This is a genomic window from Rhodopirellula europaea 6C (assembly GCF_000338295.1).
Lineage (GTDB): Bacteria > Planctomycetota > Planctomycetia > Pirellulales > Pirellulaceae > Rhodopirellula > Rhodopirellula europaea.
Genome location: NZ_ANMO01000272.1, coordinates 51,330 through 67,689, shown reverse-complemented (window position 1 = coordinate 67,689; position 16,360 = coordinate 51,330). Strand labels below are relative to the sequence as shown.

General features: G+C 57.6%; 13 protein-coding genes. 5 read left to right on the top strand and 8 right to left on the bottom strand.

Going from position 1 to position 16,360, the window contains the following annotated elements; all coding sequences use genetic code 11:
• Together RE6C_RS29125 and RE6C_RS29120 are read left to right on the top strand one after the other, a co-directional pair.
• Nucleotides 1-702 carry a helix-turn-helix domain-containing protein gene (locus RE6C_RS29125; protein WP_008662600.1) on the top strand — a complete coding sequence of 234 codons (702 nt, stop codon included), beginning with the start codon at nt 1-3 and terminating at the stop codon, nt 700-702.
• Nucleotides 695-1,225: a GNAT family N-acetyltransferase gene (locus RE6C_RS29120; RefSeq protein ID WP_008662599.1), complete on the top strand. Its 531-nt coding sequence runs from the start codon at nt 695-697 to the stop codon at nt 1,223-1,225. Before RE6C_RS29125 ends, RE6C_RS29120 begins: the two co-directional genes overlap by 8 nt.
• Before the next feature lie 60 nt (nt 1,226-1,285).
• Here the strand turns inward: RE6C_RS29120 and RE6C_RS29115 are convergent, their stop codons facing one another.
• Genes RE6C_RS29115 through RE6C_RS29095 form a run of 5 tightly spaced genes read right to left on the bottom strand, consistent with a single transcriptional unit; the run spans nt 1,286 to nt 7,338 of the window.
• Complete coding sequence (locus RE6C_RS29115) at nt 1,286-1,822, bottom strand: CinA family protein (protein ID WP_008662598.1); 537 nt, start codon at nt 1,820-1,822, stop codon at nt 1,286-1,288.
• The gene (gene cmk, locus RE6C_RS29110) at nt 1,819-2,508 is read right to left on the bottom strand and encodes a (d)CMP kinase (protein WP_008662597.1); all 690 of its coding nucleotides are present in this window, start codon (nt 2,506-2,508) and stop codon (nt 1,819-1,821) included. The genes RE6C_RS29115 and cmk overlap by 4 nt, the downstream gene beginning before the upstream one ends.
• Complete coding sequence (locus RE6C_RS29105) at nt 2,505-5,174, bottom strand: transglutaminase TgpA family protein (protein ID WP_008662596.1); 2,670 nt, start codon at nt 5,172-5,174, stop codon at nt 2,505-2,507. Before RE6C_RS29105 ends, cmk begins: the two co-directional genes overlap by 4 nt.
• On the bottom strand, nt 5,167-6,435 hold the full coding sequence (locus RE6C_RS29100) for a DUF58 domain-containing protein (RefSeq protein WP_008662595.1): 1,269 nt from the start codon (nt 6,433-6,435) through the stop codon (nt 5,167-5,169). Before RE6C_RS29100 ends, RE6C_RS29105 begins: the two co-directional genes overlap by 8 nt.
• Nucleotides 6,436-6,441: 6 nt before the next feature.
• Nucleotides 6,442-7,338 (bottom strand): AAA family ATPase, encoded by an 897-nt coding sequence (locus RE6C_RS29095; RefSeq protein ID WP_008662594.1) that lies wholly within the window; start codon nt 7,336-7,338, stop codon nt 6,442-6,444.
• A 424-nt stretch (nt 7,339-7,762) separates the two neighbouring features.
• Between RE6C_RS29095 and dprA the strand changes: the two genes are divergently transcribed.
• The 3 genes from dprA to RE6C_RS29075 all read left to right on the top strand — a co-directional run bounded on the left by dprA (nt 7,763) and on the right by RE6C_RS29075 (nt 13,612).
• Entirely contained in the window at nt 7,763-9,037 is a 1,275-nt protein-coding gene (dprA, locus tag RE6C_RS29090; RefSeq protein ID WP_039963844.1) for a DNA-processing protein DprA, read from the top strand.
• 289 nt (nt 9,038-9,326) lie between these two features.
• Complete coding sequence (locus RE6C_RS29080; protein ID WP_039963840.1) at nt 9,327-13,118, top strand: S1 RNA-binding domain-containing protein; 3,792 nt, start codon at nt 9,327-9,329, stop codon at nt 13,116-13,118.
• Complete coding sequence (locus tag RE6C_RS29075; RefSeq protein WP_008662588.1) at nt 13,115-13,612, top strand: hypothetical protein; 498 nt, start codon at nt 13,115-13,117, stop codon at nt 13,610-13,612. The genes RE6C_RS29080 and RE6C_RS29075 overlap by 4 nt, the downstream gene beginning before the upstream one ends.
• Before the next feature lie 201 nt (nt 13,613-13,813).
• Here the strand turns inward: RE6C_RS29075 and RE6C_RS29070 are convergent, their stop codons facing one another.
• The 3 genes from RE6C_RS29070 to RE6C_RS29060 are packed head-to-tail and all read right to left on the bottom strand — an operon-like array spanning nt 13,814 to nt 16,354.
• Nucleotides 13,814-15,340 (bottom strand): methyltransferase RsmF C-terminal domain-like protein, encoded by a 1,527-nt coding sequence (locus RE6C_RS29070; protein WP_008662585.1) that lies wholly within the window; start codon nt 15,338-15,340, stop codon nt 13,814-13,816.
• Nucleotides 15,337-15,654 carry a hypothetical protein gene (locus tag RE6C_RS29065; RefSeq protein WP_008662584.1) on the bottom strand — a complete coding sequence of 106 codons (318 nt, stop codon included), beginning with the start codon at nt 15,652-15,654 and terminating at the stop codon, nt 15,337-15,339. The genes RE6C_RS29070 and RE6C_RS29065 overlap by 4 nt, the downstream gene beginning before the upstream one ends.
• On the bottom strand, nt 15,647-16,354 hold the full coding sequence (locus RE6C_RS29060) for a SpoVG family protein (protein WP_008662583.1): 708 nt from the start codon (nt 16,352-16,354) through the stop codon (nt 15,647-15,649). The genes RE6C_RS29065 and RE6C_RS29060 overlap by 8 nt, the downstream gene beginning before the upstream one ends.
• Nucleotides 16,355-16,360 lie beyond the last annotated feature (6 nt).

The window sequence follows — 16,360 nt, the reverse complement described above, 5'->3', positions numbered from 1 at the left end:
ATGAGCAGAACTGAAACTCCCGACGCGCCACTCGAAAACACGAACACGTCTCTGATGCGGATGATCCTTTCGCTGCACGGGACCCAACAGCAAGCGTTCATTGCTGCGCTGACCGAGTGTAGCGATCAGCTTCGGGCCAATTCGGAACGGTTGATGGCGATCATTGATGACCCCAAGTCTCTTCCCGGCGACAAGGGCCGAGCATGGCACACGCTGTTGGATCAGTTTCGTTTGTTGCCGGATACCGAGGGCCGCTATGGCATGGACCTTGCGCAGTCCGAAGCGGGGGCCGCAGAGAAGTTTCCTTCGCTGCAAGCCGAAGTCGAAAAGATGAATTCACAAGAGGTTCAGTTCGCTGACCGGCTTCGGAAATTGATGAAGGCCAAGCACATCACTCAGAAACAACTTGCCGAACGTATCGAATGCACCCAGCCAGCGATCTCTCAGATGCTGAATCGCAAGTGCCGGCCGCAGCGTGCGACGCTTGAGAAGATTGCAGTGGCGCTGCAGGTTGATGTTCGTAAATTGTGGCCGGACATCGAAGTCGTTGATTACTTAGATTCCGTTGTCGAGTTCGGTCGCGATGGGCAAGTGATGAGCGACGCAATGGCGAACGCTTTGCGTGATGACTCGCAGCCTCAATCGCCCAGTCACGGTGAGCGTTTGCCTTCATGGAAGGAAGTAAAGCAAAACGGTGAGTGAGTTCCAGCTTTATGCCGACGAATTCTGTGAAGCCGACCAAGTTGACTTGGTCGGCTTCTCTTGTCGTGACACCAAGCACGGACGGTATTGCACGGAGTGGATTCTCGGGCCAGACGCGATGGAGTCCATCGCGAACTATGGCACCAAGGTTTGGCTCTTTCGAAACGCAACTGGCCAGATCGTTGGTTACGGTTCCGTGGGGACTGTCCGGTGGCGTTGGCCGTTGCCCGACGGTAGTTACACAAGTCTGCTTTACATTCCAATGCTGGGAATTGACCGGCGGTTTCAGGGGCAGCCTCCGGACGCGCAGTGGCGATACTCTCGCCAGATCATGAATCATCTGATTGCTGAAGCAAACAGTCTCAACCGCGAACGCAAGAAGCCGTCGGAGTATTTGCTGCTTTTAGTCGATCCAAAAAACGAAGCGGCAATCAAACTCTACGCTCGCTTTGACTTCGAGTTGCTTCCTGGTGTTACTCGTGGTCTAGGCCATCGTGTGATGAAGCATCGGTTATATCAGTGATTGTATCTCTGATTCTTGTTGGAGACTGCTCCAGCAAAGAGTCTCTTTTCAGCAAAGCACTCATTGATCAGCCATTTGATACTGAGTGTTCATGCCTTGCCGGATTGCCGACAGAAGTTGGATGGTGGCTTCAGTTTGGCGATCTTGTCGAGATTGGCTTTGGAGTTGAATGCGAGTGGCCTGCAGTGGCTGTTCGCGTTGTTGCACGGCGATGAAAATCACTCCGTCCAAAGCCGATGGCGCGTCGGGCCCGAAGTGCCCTGTGATGGCAGCGGCGATCGTCGCGTCGGGAGTGTTTTGCAGCACCGCAGCGGCCATCTGGTCGGTTATCTCCTGGCTCTCAGCTGTGAACTGAGCCAGATCGGTTGTGGTGATGCCCAGCCAAGCTTGCTTGGTGGTTTCCCGATACGTCACCGCACTGCCGCAGAAAACGTTCGACGCACCTGGGACGCTTCCGATTGCAGCGGCGGCGGCTCCACAGGTGCAGCTTTCGGCCAAGATCAATCGTTGCTGCGATTGGTTCAATTGCGAAACCAAATCGGATGCGACCGCTCGCGGGTCAGTCGGCTCATTCGGCGAAGCAACCGCGGTGCTCATGTCGTCACGTCACTCGGTGCGGAGTTCGCCGCTGACGCTTGCACACATTCGCGAACCAAACGCAAGACTTCGCCGCGAACTTCGTCAGGTGACATGCCATCGGTTTGAACCACAATCGCGTCGCTGGCAGCTCGCAATCGTCCAACCGGTCGCATTCGGTCTTCCAGATCACGTTGGTTTTGCGAGGCCAGGATTTCTTCCACCGTTATTACTTGGCCTTTTTCAGCGAGTTGCCGTTGGCGACGTCGGGCGCGTTCTTCCGGTGATGCGGTCAAGAAAATTTTGCAGTGCGCGTCGGGGAAGACTTCGGTGCCTTGGTCACGACCTTCCGTCACGATGTCACGTCCCGTCGCGATGCGTCGTTGTTGGGCGGTGATTCGTTCGCGAATTTTGGGCGGGTCGGCCAAGTATCGGATGTGGCTGGTGACCTGCGGCGTTCGGATCTCTTCCGAAATGTCCTGGTCATCGAGATAGATGCGATCGTCCTGCCAGATCAAGCGTGCGGCGTCGGCGAATTCGACCAACGATTCAACGTCATCCCATGCGATCCCCCGCTGCATCACACCCCAGGTCACGGCGCGATACATCGCACCCGTGTCCAGAAACTCGAATCCGAGTTCATTGGCGACGCGTCGTGCGATGCTGCTCTTGCCTGCTCCGGCTGGGCCATCGATGGTGATGATCATGAGGGGGAACGCTTTGCAATTTGACGAAGAGAGTTCAGTGCGTCTTCGATGTCAGGCCTCGAAGAGACCGTCGAGCTCGATTGGGTGGAGGCGTCAGCTGCGTCGGAAGTTAAGTGCGCTTTCGAAGATCCGGCGCTGGAATCCGGGCGAGCTGCATGAGGCATCGCTGACGCTTGGCCATACCGTAATGAGTAAAACGCATCGGTCAAACGGCGCATGGGTCCGAGGGCTTGTGTCCACTCTTGGTGGTGATCCGGTGTCGCTCGGGATTGTTCATTCGGACCGCGAGTGGGCGCCGATCCAGGCGAGGCACCGGCGATTGCGAGTTGCCGAGTGAGTTCTTCCGGGGTTTGGCCGGGACGTCTTTCGATGCCCAGGTTCGAAAGTAAATCGAGTGCTTCGGCATAAAACGGGATCGAGGGGCGTGCCGCTTTTTGCTGGCCGTTTTTCCCAAGCCGGCTACGCAGCCAACGCGGGAAGCGGATCTTCAAACCAATCAACGCCAAGATGCTGAGCACGATGGCGATGACGGCACCCTGCCAGGAAAACAGTTTGCCTCCTCCGATGCCTTCCACATCGCCGGCGTTGATTCGCGTGGCGAGTTCGCGAGTTCGGTCGATCCACGATCGATAGGAGGCGGTCATGGGTGCCAGTCCCGGTGTCGACATCAGGGCAGTTTGCTGTCGTTTGGAATCCATCTCGATGACATAGTCGTCCCACAAATCACGTGCCAAATCGAGCATTTGGTTGCTACCGACTTCCGCGCCATCGATTCCGCCTCCACCCGGGGTCGGATCCAGTCGCAGCCAATAGAAATCGGACCGAGGTTGTCCGTACACCGATGTCCCGACCGGAATGTCCTCACGAGGGATCAAAGCCTCGACCCAAACGTGAGCATGGTTTTGCCGGACGATGAAGTACTGCCCCAGTTCACTGAATTCGTCGGTGTGATAACCAACGACCAACCGTGCAGGAATGTTCTGGCTTCGCAGCATCATGACCAGTGCCGAAGCGAAGTATTGGCAATGACCGCGCCGATCGGTCGAAAGGAACTGATCGATTGGATCGACACCAACCGTGGTCGACGGATTAGGGAGCAGCGAGTATCGGAAATCACTGCTGTAAGCCAAGTGCCTTTCCAGGGCTTCGGCAATTCCGGCAGACGTTCGCTTGTTCGACGGCAAATTTTCAACGATGGAGTTTGCCAGAATCTCGGCGTTGGGAATCAGGACTTGCGGGTATTCCAGCAATTGGTCCATGTAGTTCAGATCGTTGGCGGTGAGGTCCGTCGATGGTTCTTGTGATTTGATGGACCTTTCCAAGATGGGTGTCTTGTAAGCAAGCCATCGGCTTTGAGCACCGTTGCGAAACGCATGAGTGCCGAAGTGGTATTTCACCGGTGGATACCAAGGCAGGCCCATTGTGCCGGCTGAGTTCGAACCGCCAGACGAGCTGCGGCGGGTAAACGTCCACTTGCCGCTCAGTTCCACCAAGTCATCACTGCCGGGTGACCAGTGATAAGGAGCGATCGCGAATAGGTTCTCTGTGCTCATGGATTCGCACGCGATTCGAACGTTGACACGGTCGTAAAAGTTGGTGTCGCTGGACCGATCAGGAACAAATTCAGGAGGCAGTGGATTGGGTGGCGAGGTGGCGACTGAAGTGGCACGCCAAGCTGTAGCGGCCTCGACCAAATATTGTTCCAGCACCGCGCCACGAAGGTACAAATCGTTGATCGCCGGGTAAGGTTTCTTTGTTTTTCGATCGATCAAATCGACTCGCAGAGCGCGCTGGGTGCTTTGTTGCATTTCCTGAATCGCACCGAACCGAAGCTCTTCGCTGAATCCGGTCATTGCGACACCTTGTGAGCTTCCTCGGGAAGCATCCACTCGTCGCGGCAGACCAAAGAAGAACAACGCGGAGAACAACAGCACCGCGGGAAACAAAATCACAGCGACCATCCACGGCAAATTCACTCCCGCTCGCGCAAGTGAATCCACCGCGGCGGAATTGTTCCACTGAATATTGGAATCATCGGGTTTGGTGATCGAAGCCGTGGGACGTGCCGCGAGGGTCGCACTTTGGTCCGGTGATTGAGATTGCTCGACGACGCTGTCCGCAGCCAACAATGCGATCGCCATGCCACCGCAGATCGATAGTGGGATGAAGAAAATCGCGTAGGCGAACGCATCGTTGAACACCGCGGCGACCACGCAGTTGAGCAACGCGAAAACCATGAGTTGCTCAAACAGTCGCGACGTCTTTTCTTGCAGCATCAAAATCGATTGCGCGATGATCAACAGTTCCGCGACGGCACTCATTTTGTTGCCGACTTGCATGTCGTTCTGCATGAAGCCGGAGACACAATAGATCGCAGCGATTGCCATGGCGGCGTACGCGATCACGGCGGGCAAGGCAAATAGTTTCATCCAGTCGACAAACAGAAAGCCGACCATACTGAAAAAGATAACGATGATCGGCAATGACTGAGTTTGCCCGCTGCTTCCGATGACCAGTCCCGACAACATTGTCACCAACGCAAAAGCAAGCTTGGTGCGCAGCCGAAGTGGTGAGTCCGGAATGGTCTCGGTGATCGCCTGCAATTCACGCAGGTTGAGCGCGTCGGTGCGACTCATTTCGTCGTCGGTGATCGAAGCGTCACTCATGCAGTGCCTCATTGGATGATTTAGAAGACGAACCTTCGGCAATCCAATTCGCGGCATCTCGGCCGGATATGTCGACCCAGTTCAAGCGTCCTCGTTGCTGCCATTGTCGCAGGAGTGAGGATTGGTTGTCATCCGAAGCCAGAATTTCCGACAGTGGCCTCGGACTGATCACGACAAGGTCGGGCAAATGCTTGACCGCCTTGGCGACTTGTTCGAGCGATTGATCCAAGTCGGGCGTGGCAGTGGTTTGAACGCGGGCGAGTATTTGCAGCATTCGTCGCAACGCTTCGCGTGATAAACCGCCACCACAGGTTTCGTTGTGTTGGCCAGCAACGCTCAGCATGATTTGACTGCCCGAACCGCCAAACAATTGAACCACCAATGAGGCGGCGAGGCTGATCGCCGTTTCGACGTTTTGATAGGCGGCATCGTTCTCGCCCGCGGACGCTGGGCAATAAGAGTCCACCAGAAAGCAGACGTCCAGACGCCGCTGTTGTTCGAATTGACGCACCACTAGGTCACCGATTCTCGCTGTGGTTCGCCAGTGAATGTGTCGTCGGCTATCACCCCGGCGATATTCCCGAAGACCAAAGAAGACCTCGTCCGCGTGGCCTTGTCTGTGTGCCGACGATGAAACGTTGCCGACTTTGGTGGGAAGTCGTTGACGCCAAGATCGAGGCAGATTCAACAGACGCGGGTAGACGTCCACAAACTCTTCTTCATCGGTCGATTCACGCCATGCGGTCGACAGAGCAAAGGGGGCGGTTGTGGAGACTCGCCAACGTCCCAATCTGTATCGACCGCGTCGTTCAAAGGTCAGGTCGAGGTAGGCACTGGTGGCTTGATTGGGAAGCAGCAGTCCGACGCCCGTGTGGATCGTGCGAGTGTCGATGGTGGTCGTTGGAACAATGTCGACTGACTCGGTCACTTCCGTTTCCGCACCCAACCGTATGATTTGATCGCTGAGGCAGACTAACCACAGTGGCATCAATCGATGCTGGTTGCTGACTTGATAGCGAACTCGGGCGGGTTTGCCGGCAAAAACTTCACTGGGGACTCGGCGATCGACGCGAACGGATTCGATCGTGGATCGACTGACACGCCACTGAGCCAACAAAACTGCCAATGTCATCGCAGCGACAACGATCAGCAGGTTCAATCCGTTGAGCGACCCGCCAAGAAGCCCAAACATACCGATCAGCATGAATTGCCAACCGAGTCGCGTCAGGCGATTGCGAGTGTTGCGTCGCTGCAGGGCCATGGTGATTTAAACCGGCACGGGAATGGGTTCGATCAAATCGGCCAACTGCTGTTCGACAATGGCTCGGTTGCCACCTTGGAAAATGCCTTCTGCCAAAACTCGGTGAGCCAGCGAAGGAACCGCCATTTGTTTGATGTCGTCAGGGGTGACGTAGTCGCGACCTCGTCGAATCGCCATCGCCTGGCAACCTCGGTGGAAGCTGAGCAGACCACGTGTGCTGACGCCGACCTGAAATGCATCGTGATGACGTGTCGCTTCCACGATATCTAATAAGTAGTCCACCAATGATTCGTCCATGCGGACTTGTCCGACGTTTGCCTGAGCAGCGGAAACTTCCGCCGCACCGACAATCGACTGAAGGTCGTCGACGGGTTCGCCTGATTGGTGCGTCGTCAAAATATCGCGTTCAACGTTTCGCGACGGGTAACCGATCGATGTTCGCAGAAGAAAACGGTCCAGTTGACTCTCGGGCAACGCATAGGTGCCCTCGTATTCAAATGGGTTCTGCGTGGCGACCACCATGAATGGTTTTGGCAATTCGTGAGTCACGCCATCGACGGTGACTTGCCCTTCACTCATCGCTTCGAGCAACGCCGATTGGGTTCGTGGTGGAGCGCGGTTGATTTCGTCGGCCAAAACGATGTTCGCGAAGATTGGTCCTGGTGCGAATTCGAATTGGCTGGTGTCGGTTCGGTAGATCATGCTGCCGGTGATGTCGCTGGGCAGCAAGTCAGGTGTGAACTGGAGTCGCGTGAATTTGGCGTCCAAACTTCGAGCGAGTGCTTTGGCGGTCAATGTCTTGCCGACACCAGGAACGTCTTCCAGCAAAACGTGTTCACCGGCCAGTAAGGCAACGACCAACAAGTCCACCAGTTCGTCTTTGCCCAAAACGACTTTTGCCAAGTTATCGCAGAGGTTTTGACATAAGTCGGACGCGGCCCGAAATGACATATGGTCGACCGTGAATTGTGAGCAACGAAGGAAGGAGCGAAGGACTCATCGGAGAAGAACTGTATGCTAGTGGCTCGGGGTAGCCTTTTCTATCGGCCTGAACTCTGGGGGCTGGGCATGTCCACCTTGTTCGCCATCTTGGGTGAATATCGCGTTTTTCATTCTGTTGAGCGTCTTGCCAGCGGGTTTTGAAGCTGCGTGGGTGTCATGTTGAGCACTCGGACTCGCAACCAAATGAGAAACTTGAAGGGGAGACTCTTTCGCCGTGATCACGTGAAATGGCGTGCGGGTGAGAAGCAAGCTCGATAGAGTGAAGACTCCGGAGCTGTCTCATCGCGAGTCAGGTTGTATGAGTCCATTCAAAGGTGACCATCCGATGAACGACGGTCGATCGATTCCCGGTTGCGATGTTTCCGAGGCCGAAAATATTTCGGAATCCGTGGCGAATGCCAATCCGAGTCCAGCCAGTCGGGAAGTTTCCCACCGGGAGCTAGTCTTGCAGGACGCAGTCGCTCCAGAGGCGACGGACTCAACGGCCGATGACACGACCCGCGAATTGGTTCAGTTGTGCTTGCTTCCCGGGTTGGGCCCGCGGACGTTGACCTCTTTGATGGAAGCGTTTGGCTCGGCTCGTGCCATTTTGAATGCAGACAAAAGCTCATTGGCGTCGGTGCACGGGGTGGGGCCGAAGTTGGCTCACGTGATCGACACGGCGAGCGATCACGTTGATATCGAGGACGTGTTTGCTTGGTGTGCTGCCATGGATGTCAACATTCTCAGGCGGGGGCAGTCGTCTTATCCGGCGGCAATGGAAGAACTCGATGACGCTCCACCGTTGATGTTTTGTCGCGGTTCAATTTTGCCACGCGACACGATTTCCGTCGCAATTGTCGGGACTCGGCATGCGACCGCGTATGGATTGCAGCAAACTCGACGCATTGCGATGGATCTGGCTCGGGCCGGTGTGACGATTGTCAGCGGGTTGGCTCGAGGTGTCGACACGGCAGCTCATCGCGCCGCACTGGAGGCCGATGGTCGAACGATCGCGGTTCTTGGTGGCGGGCTGGGGAAAATCTATCCGGCCGAAAATGCACCTTTGGCCGACGAAATTTCCGAGCGTGGGGCGGTCATCAGCGAGTACGCACCGATGGCCCAACCCCGTGGCGGGATGTTTCCGCAACGCAACCGAATCATCGCGGTTTTGGGGCAAGCCACCCTGGTGATCGAGGCTCCCATGCGAAGCGGATCGCTGATCACGGCCCGTTTGGCGTCTGAGCTGGGGCATTCGGTTGGTGCCCTGCCCGGCCAGGTGAATAGTCGGGCGTCGCAGGGGTGTCACCACCTGATTCGGGACGGTGCCACGTTGGTTCAGCACGCCGATGATGTGCTGGAATTGCTGGGGCCTTTGAGCGGAAATGTGTCTCAGGCAACGGCGGTCGAAGGTGGCGATGTTGTCCGGGACGGTCGCGAAATGACTCTCAATGATGTCGAGCGTCAGGTTCTCGCTGCGGTGGGGACATCTGGCACGGCAATCGACGAAGTGACGCTCAGCAGCGGGCTGCCCGCGTCCCGCGTCAACGCGATTGTCAGCATTTTGGAGATGAAACGGTTTGTTCGCCGCTTGAGCGGTCAGTATGTGTCGCGGATCTGAGAAGGTTGACAGTTCGGGCCTGCAGCGCTATTCTCCCGCCTTGGTTCCAAGCCCCCGTTGGTGGCTGTTCACCGAAGGTCCTCGCGACGCTGACTTGGCGGCGGTGTTTCATTTCGCCCCAATGTGGCTTCATCTGCGATGGTGAACGACACTTACGATTCAATCTCAACCGTTTCTTTCGATTCGATCGCCGCAATGTTTTGACCGATGGCTAGGTCACTCGTGAGAGAGATTTTGCCACGCGCGCATTCGAATCGTCCCACGATGCTAGCAAAGCGACCGACATCCGATGACTGTTGATCTGGACGCAATCGCCCAACGCGGGCGATGCGAGGTCTCGAGTTTACGCCTGGCCCTGCCACTGATTGAGCAAGGTTACACGCCCCCGTTTCTTTCGCGATATCGTCGTGACGAACTCGGGGATATCGACGAGGCCAGTCTCTGGAACCTCGCGCACGCGGTGCGGACACAGAAAAAGCTCGATGAATATCGATCTGATCTGCAAGAAGCCTGGAAGCAAACTCCGTTGGTGGACCCCGCTATCGGACGAGCGATCGGCAACGCACAATCCAAGCGTCTGCTCGATCGGCTGAGTCGCCGGGTCAAGCTGGAAACGGGTGAATCCGCGAACTTGGCCCAGCGATTGGCCGTTCGCACGCTCAACCCGCAAAAGGGCGATGGCGAAGACCTGAAGGCTTTGGCGGAATCCTTGGCAGCCGATCCAGCCGCGGCTGAAGCCACGACCGAGGGCGAAGCGGCCGCACCAGAGCCCGCCTCGAACGATGTCGACGGTGCGTTGGCAAAGCTGGATGCGACAATCGCCAAACGCTTGATTGGTGATCCACGAATCGTCGGTGCCGCGGTCCGTTGGCTTTCCCGCAACGCGAAAATTCGCGTGATGGAAGTTCACGATCCTCACATTCAGGCTGACGACGACTCCTCGGAATCGTCTGGTTCTCAGCCCAAAGCCCAAAGGTCGGCTGCTGCCGCAAAGGATCAACCGAAAGCGGCCGCCAAATCCGAGTCGCCAGAAGCGCCGGCCTCGGAAGCCAAGACCGAGACTACCGAAGCAGCCCCAGCAGCAGATGCCCCTGCTGCTGAAGCTGCTGCTCCTGAAACCGCAGCTCCAGAAGCAAGCGGAACCGAAGCCGCCAGCAGTTCAGAGCCGCCGGCCGCGGAAACAGCCGAAACGCCCGCCAGCGAACCGGTTGCTGAAGCCGCCCCGGCGGAACAAGCAGCTCCCGCCGAGCCAGCCGCCGCGGAAGCTCCCGCGGATCAATCTGCAGCCGCAGCGACACCGGCCGCCGATGCTCCCGCCCCAGCGGCGGAAGCAGCCGAAGCGACCGAGCAACCTGCCTCGGAAAAGCCAGCCGCCTCGGTGACCAAGCAGGCTCCCGCAGCCAAAGCGGCTCCCGCGAAAGCGAAAGCCAAGAAATCGAAGAAGATCTCTCCGCGGCAACGTCGTCGTCGCTGGTTGGTCAGCACGCTCAAACCGCTTGCCGGAAAGAGCATGCCCGCCAACAAGCTCAGCTCGTTCCAATTGGTGATGCTCGGGCGTGCCCTGCGAAGCCAAGTGGCCCAGTGTGCGTTTGATTACGACGCAGCGAAGTTGGTCGCTGAATTGCAAAAGACCGCCGCCGGATTCAATCGTCCGCTGGCGGATCGTTTGTCCGGATTGGTGCTCGAAAACGAAGCCATCATTCGCGACGCCGCCGAAGCAGCATGGTGGGACGAATTGCAGGAGCAGGCTTCTGCACGCTTGGTTTCCATCGCCGCCGACAACTTGCATTCGCAAATCAACCGTGGTGGAGTCGAAGCCAAAGTGGTGATGTCGATCGATGCCGTTGGGCCTCGTACCGCCGCCACTTCGATCGTTTCATCGGACGGACGCCTGCTACACAGCGAAGACATCCCATGTCAATTGTCCGCCGCCATGCGGACGTTGGCCGTGACAAAGATGGGCGAGCTGATTCATGCTCACCACGTCGATCTGATCGTGATCAGCAACGGTCCCGCCCGTCGGGCGTGCATGATCGCGGTTGGCGAACTGATCAAACAATCAGCGGACAAATCGGTTCGTTGGACTTTGGCTGACCGCAGTGGCGCTGACGCATACGCTGGCGGACCGGCCGGCGATCAAGAAATGAAATCGACTCCGCGTCGATTCCGAGCCGCCGCCTGGATCGCTTTCTCGGCGATGCAGCCCGCTCAAGCGTTGGTCAAGGTCGACCCACTGAAATTGCGTCTTGGTTCGTTCCAACGCGAATTGTCCGATGACGCGGTTTTGTCGGCACTCGAAGATGTGATGGTCAGCGGTGCTGCCCGCGGCGGTGTGGATGTGAACTCCACCGCAACGACCTGGATGCAGCGATTGCCGGGCATCACGCCGGAGATTTCTCAAGCCATTGACGAACGTCGTCGTGAGAAGCTGATTGCTTCCCGCGAAGATTTGGCGACCGCGGTCGAATGGCCCTCCGTCGTTCATTCGCGTCAAGCGATGCCATTCCTGCGTGTCTTTGCCAGTGAAGAAACGCTCGACGGAACATTGATTCACCCGGATGACTATGCACTCGCGAAGAAGCTCGCCACCGCTCTGAACGTCGAGCTGCCGCCAGACCGTCCGCCAGCCTACGAGCTGCCTGATTACAGCACGCCGGCACCGGCTCCTGCTGCCGCTGCGGTGGAAGCACCCGCGGAAACGGCCAGCGAAGCAGCTCCCGCCGGTGAAGAAACAGCAGCAGACGGTGCTGAGTCGGAAACCGCCGATTCGGAAACCTCCGCCAGTGAAACCTCCGCTGAGTTGTCAGCGGAAACCGCGACGGAATCGACTGAGGCTCCTGCTGCGGATGCCGCAAGCGAAGAACCAACCGCGGAAGCCAGTTCTGACGAAGCACCGGCGGAAGCCGCAGCTACAGAAGACGCCCCCGCACCTGAAGCCGCCGCCGAGTCAGATGAATCTGCATCGAGCGATGGTGAGTCCAGCGAAGAGCCCGCAGCGTCCGGAGACGATGCAGCTGAAATCAAGGCCGAAGCGGACGCTCCCGCGGCACCCGCCGCACCGGAGCCTGTTCGTCGTCCGATGCCAGAACGTGCCGCTGTCGACAAGCTGATCAAAGAATGGCAAATCGGAAAACGTCGTTCGCATCAGCTAGTTCGTTGGTTGTGCGATCCGTTCGGCGAAGGAGCTTCCGAGGGTGAAGCACCTGCCGTGATGACCGCCATGCCATCGCTTTCGGAGCTCAAGCAAGGCGATCAAGTCATCGGCGTGGTTGTCGGTGTGATGCCGTTCGGCGTGTTCATTGAGCTGTCGCCTGATTGCAGTGGTTTGATCCACGTCAGTCGCATCTCGGATAGCTACGTTGAGGATTTGCACGAAGCCGTTCAGGTCGGTGACGTCATTACCGCCTGGGTGACCGGGACCGATGCAAAGCGTCGCCGGGTGGCACTGAGTGCAATCTCGCCGGAACGCGAAGCAGCGATGGAGTCGCGACGCCAAAACGAACGTGGCGGACGCGGTGGGCGTGGCCCCGGCGGTCGCGGTCAGCGTGGCGGCCAAGGCGGTGGTCAAAGCACCGGACAAGGTCAACGTTCGGACTCGGCACCACGTGGTCGTGGTGGACAGTCCGGAGGCGACGGACGCACGGGCCAAGGTGGTCAACGCGGCGGTCGTGGACAGGGTCAAGGCCGTGGTGGACAGGGCGGACGTGGCGGCAAACCAGGTGGTCGTCCAGGCGGACGCGATGGTGGCCGAGGCGGTCGCGGTCGTGGACCAAAGAAACCAGAAGTCTACGAAGTGATCGGCAAGGATCCTGAAAAGCCAAAAATCAGCGACGCGATGGCCAAAGGCGATGAGCCCATGCGATCCTTCGGCGATCTGATGCAAATGTTCAGCAAGGAAAAAGGTCAAACGACTCCTCCGGCGGACAAGAAGCCAGCTGCGAAGCCTCCCGCCGCCGAGAAGCCGGTTGCTGAAACGCCTGCAGAAGGCAAGCCGACTGACGCACCTCCAGCGGACGCGTCCAAGACCGAGGCTCCAGTCGTCGAAGCATCGAAACCAGCCGCTTCCGAGGGAGACGAATGAGCGACGACTTTCAGTCTCGATTGGAATCGGCCATCGCTCGCGGACGTCGGCGTGCGGAGCATGAAGCTTCGCAGGAACGGCAGAAGGAGATGTCCGAGGAAGAGCTGAAACGACTTCACACGTCGTATCGTTTGTCCTTGTCAGAACAAATTGAAACCGCCGTGCGACGCGTGGCGGATCACTTCCCTGGCTTCCGCTACGAATCTGTCTTCGGTGAAGAAGGCTGGGGTGCGGCCTGCTACCGTGATGATTTGAGACTCGACGCCGGGCGTCGCACCAATTTGTACAGCCGCTTGGAATTGGTCATTCGGCCTTACAGCGATTTGAGAGTGCTGGACTTGAAGGGCAAAGGCACGGTCATGAACCGTGAGCTTTTCAATCGCACTCACTACACCAAAATCGCAGAAGTGGAAACGGAAGATTTCAGCCAATTGATCGACGCGTGGGCGATCGAATACGCCGAGATGTATTCCGCCAAAAGCTCGACGTCTTGAGCATCCGCTGGGGGCTGCTCAAGCGCGATCAACTGGACTTCGGTTCGGAGTTGAACTCGTTCATCTGAACCGCAAGTTCGCCTGGCGGCTTGTTGATTTAATAAGTCGTACCGCGTTAGCGGCGGTTAATCAGACGCCAACCTGAGCCAACGCCCATCGGCTGATTGTTGCCATTCGGTATGCGACTGAATCAGCAGCCCGCTAGGTCGATTGTTCTTGGACGGCATTCTTTGCCACCTGCATCCGAGCGTGCGTCGGCAAGTGGTTTTTGCCAATTCGTCCATCGGCTTTGGCCCATCCAAGCGGACGCCCTTGATGTTGCACAATCAGCCAACCGCGTTGATCTGTGGGGACCGTGCCGCCCGCCAAGAAGGTTGCAGCTTCGGCATCGTTCAGTTCGATGCGTACGACATTCACGGTCAAAGGATCATTGGTCTGTCTCAGTGCACACGCATGCGAGGGTTTCCAAGTTTGTCCGGTACGGTGGGCGACTTCAGGACCAATCGTCCAGTCTTGTTTGACCCACTCGGGAGCGCCTTTACAGAACGCTTCCGTGATCCAGTCTCTTTGTCGAAAGAACCCTGAGTCATCTTCGGTGGCATTTTCCGAAGGGGAAACTCCGAGGACGGATTGGATCAGTTCATCGCAGTCGGAATCCAGTGGTTGCTCCGATCGCAACACGCCTCGACGAAGTAGCCATGGATCTTCCGAGAACTCAGCGGTTTCTTCGGTTGGGTCTGCGGCGATTGGTTTGGTCAATCGAGCCGCGAACGCACCGGCACATCCATCGCGATGTGGCCACACTCGGTACCCGCAATCGGCGAGCGGACTTTGATAGTCGCTCAAAGTTGAGACGGGAGATGGTTGCATCTCCAATTCGCGAATCATCCAATCGACTTGATCCTCGTTCTCCGCCACTGCAAAGGTGCAGGTGCTGTAGACGATCGTTCCGCCAGGTCGAAGCAGCTTGTGGGCAGCTGCAAGGATTCGTTGCTGGCGTGCCGCATTCGTGGCCACCATCGATTCGTTGACGGCACCCTTGGATTGCCGGCCTCGCGACAGCAAGGCTTGGCCGCTGCAGGGTGCATCAATCAGAATTGTGTCGAAGACGCCCGGAAGCTTTTCCGCGAGAGCGTCGGGATCTTCACTGCTAATCGCGTAACGATCGGAGCCCGTGCGAGACAGGTTGTATGCCAGCGGCGCGACCCTCGAACGGATTGGTTCGTTGGCGAGCAAGAAGCCGTCGTCGCCGATGGCTTCTAAAAGTCCGGTCGCCTTTCCGCCAGGAGCTGCGCACAGGTCGCAAACCAGTTGCCCAGACAGCGAATCGGTATCTGCCTGAGCGGCTGCGAGAGCGAGAAGCGATCCAGCGTCCTGCAAGTAGAATTCACCGGCAGCGAAGTCAATGGAACGAGAAGCGTGAAAGCCATCCGGTATCGCGAGAGCCAGCGGGTACCACGGCACATCGGCTTGGTTATGCGAATCGGCGTCGCTGCGGCTAATTCGAAACGCATCGGTCCGGTCGCGACGAACGCGCATCACATTCGCGTGACGCTGACTCATCGCGGCGGCGAGACGCTCCAGTTCATCGGTTGGCAATTCGATCGGTGCGATCGCCGCGGAGACCTGTTCCGCATCCAGCTCAACTGGTTTGCGATTGGCGGATGGTTTGGAAGACGCCGAGGATTTGCGGCTGGCTTTCTTCGAGCCTTTTCGGGACCGACTCACGTTCGTGTGATCTTGTTCCAAACGGACATCACCAATGACAGCGTCATCGCAATCACGAGCGGCGAGGTGAAGGTGAACATGATAAACAGCACCTGCGCGAGGCTGCCGGAGTCATCTTCGGGAGGTTTCGCACCCGCCCAAATCGCGATGTCGGTTTGGACGCTCGGAACGCGAGACGCATAAAACAACCCTGCCAGAAAGACGGCGCTGATCAGGACCAGCAGCAGCGATACCGCGATGCTGACCTGTGGGCGGGGTGCGTTGCTTGAAGGTGTCCTGGAGGCGGGCGGATGAACGGGGGCGGCGTCAGTCATTGAAAATGCCAGACCCAAAGTCGTCAAACGGATCCGAACTGTCTTGCGACGATTCGTCGGGTGTCGCTCCACCAGCGTCGCGGTTGGGCGAATTGGTCACGGTCGAGCCGCGAGATCCTCCGCCACGACGATGAAGATGGGGTTGAGGGATGCGTTTTTCATCGCCTTGCTCGCCGCGAACGATCAGTGTTTCTGAATCGTCTTCCGTTGCATTGCCGCGATCGGAACCTTCGTTGGATACTGAACCGGAATCACCTGAGGAGGAATTGGCGTAGTCGGCTTCGTCGTAGTCTCCGGCGTCAAAGTCGTCCTCGTAACGACTTCGGTAACCGGGTTGCTGCGATCGATCGAGTTCGGCCTCGAATTCTTCGATCACCGCCTGCTGAATCATTTCGCGGCATTCGCTGTTGATGGGGTGTGCGACATCCGCGTAGAGCTTTTGTGGCGAGTTCGCGTTGTGGCCGCTCAGCTTGGCGCCACAATGGTTGCAGTAGGTTGCTCGCAGGTGGTTCTTCGAACTGCAACGTCCGCAGTGGCCGGTCAACTTTCGGCTAGGCATCGCGACGAAGGGACCGCTCGTACCGTCGATGATTTTCAAATCACGAACGACGAATGATTGATCAATGGTGATCGAGCAAAACGCCCGTAGACGATCCTCCGAACTTTCCATCAGCTTGATGCGAATCTCGGTAATTTCCACGACGTA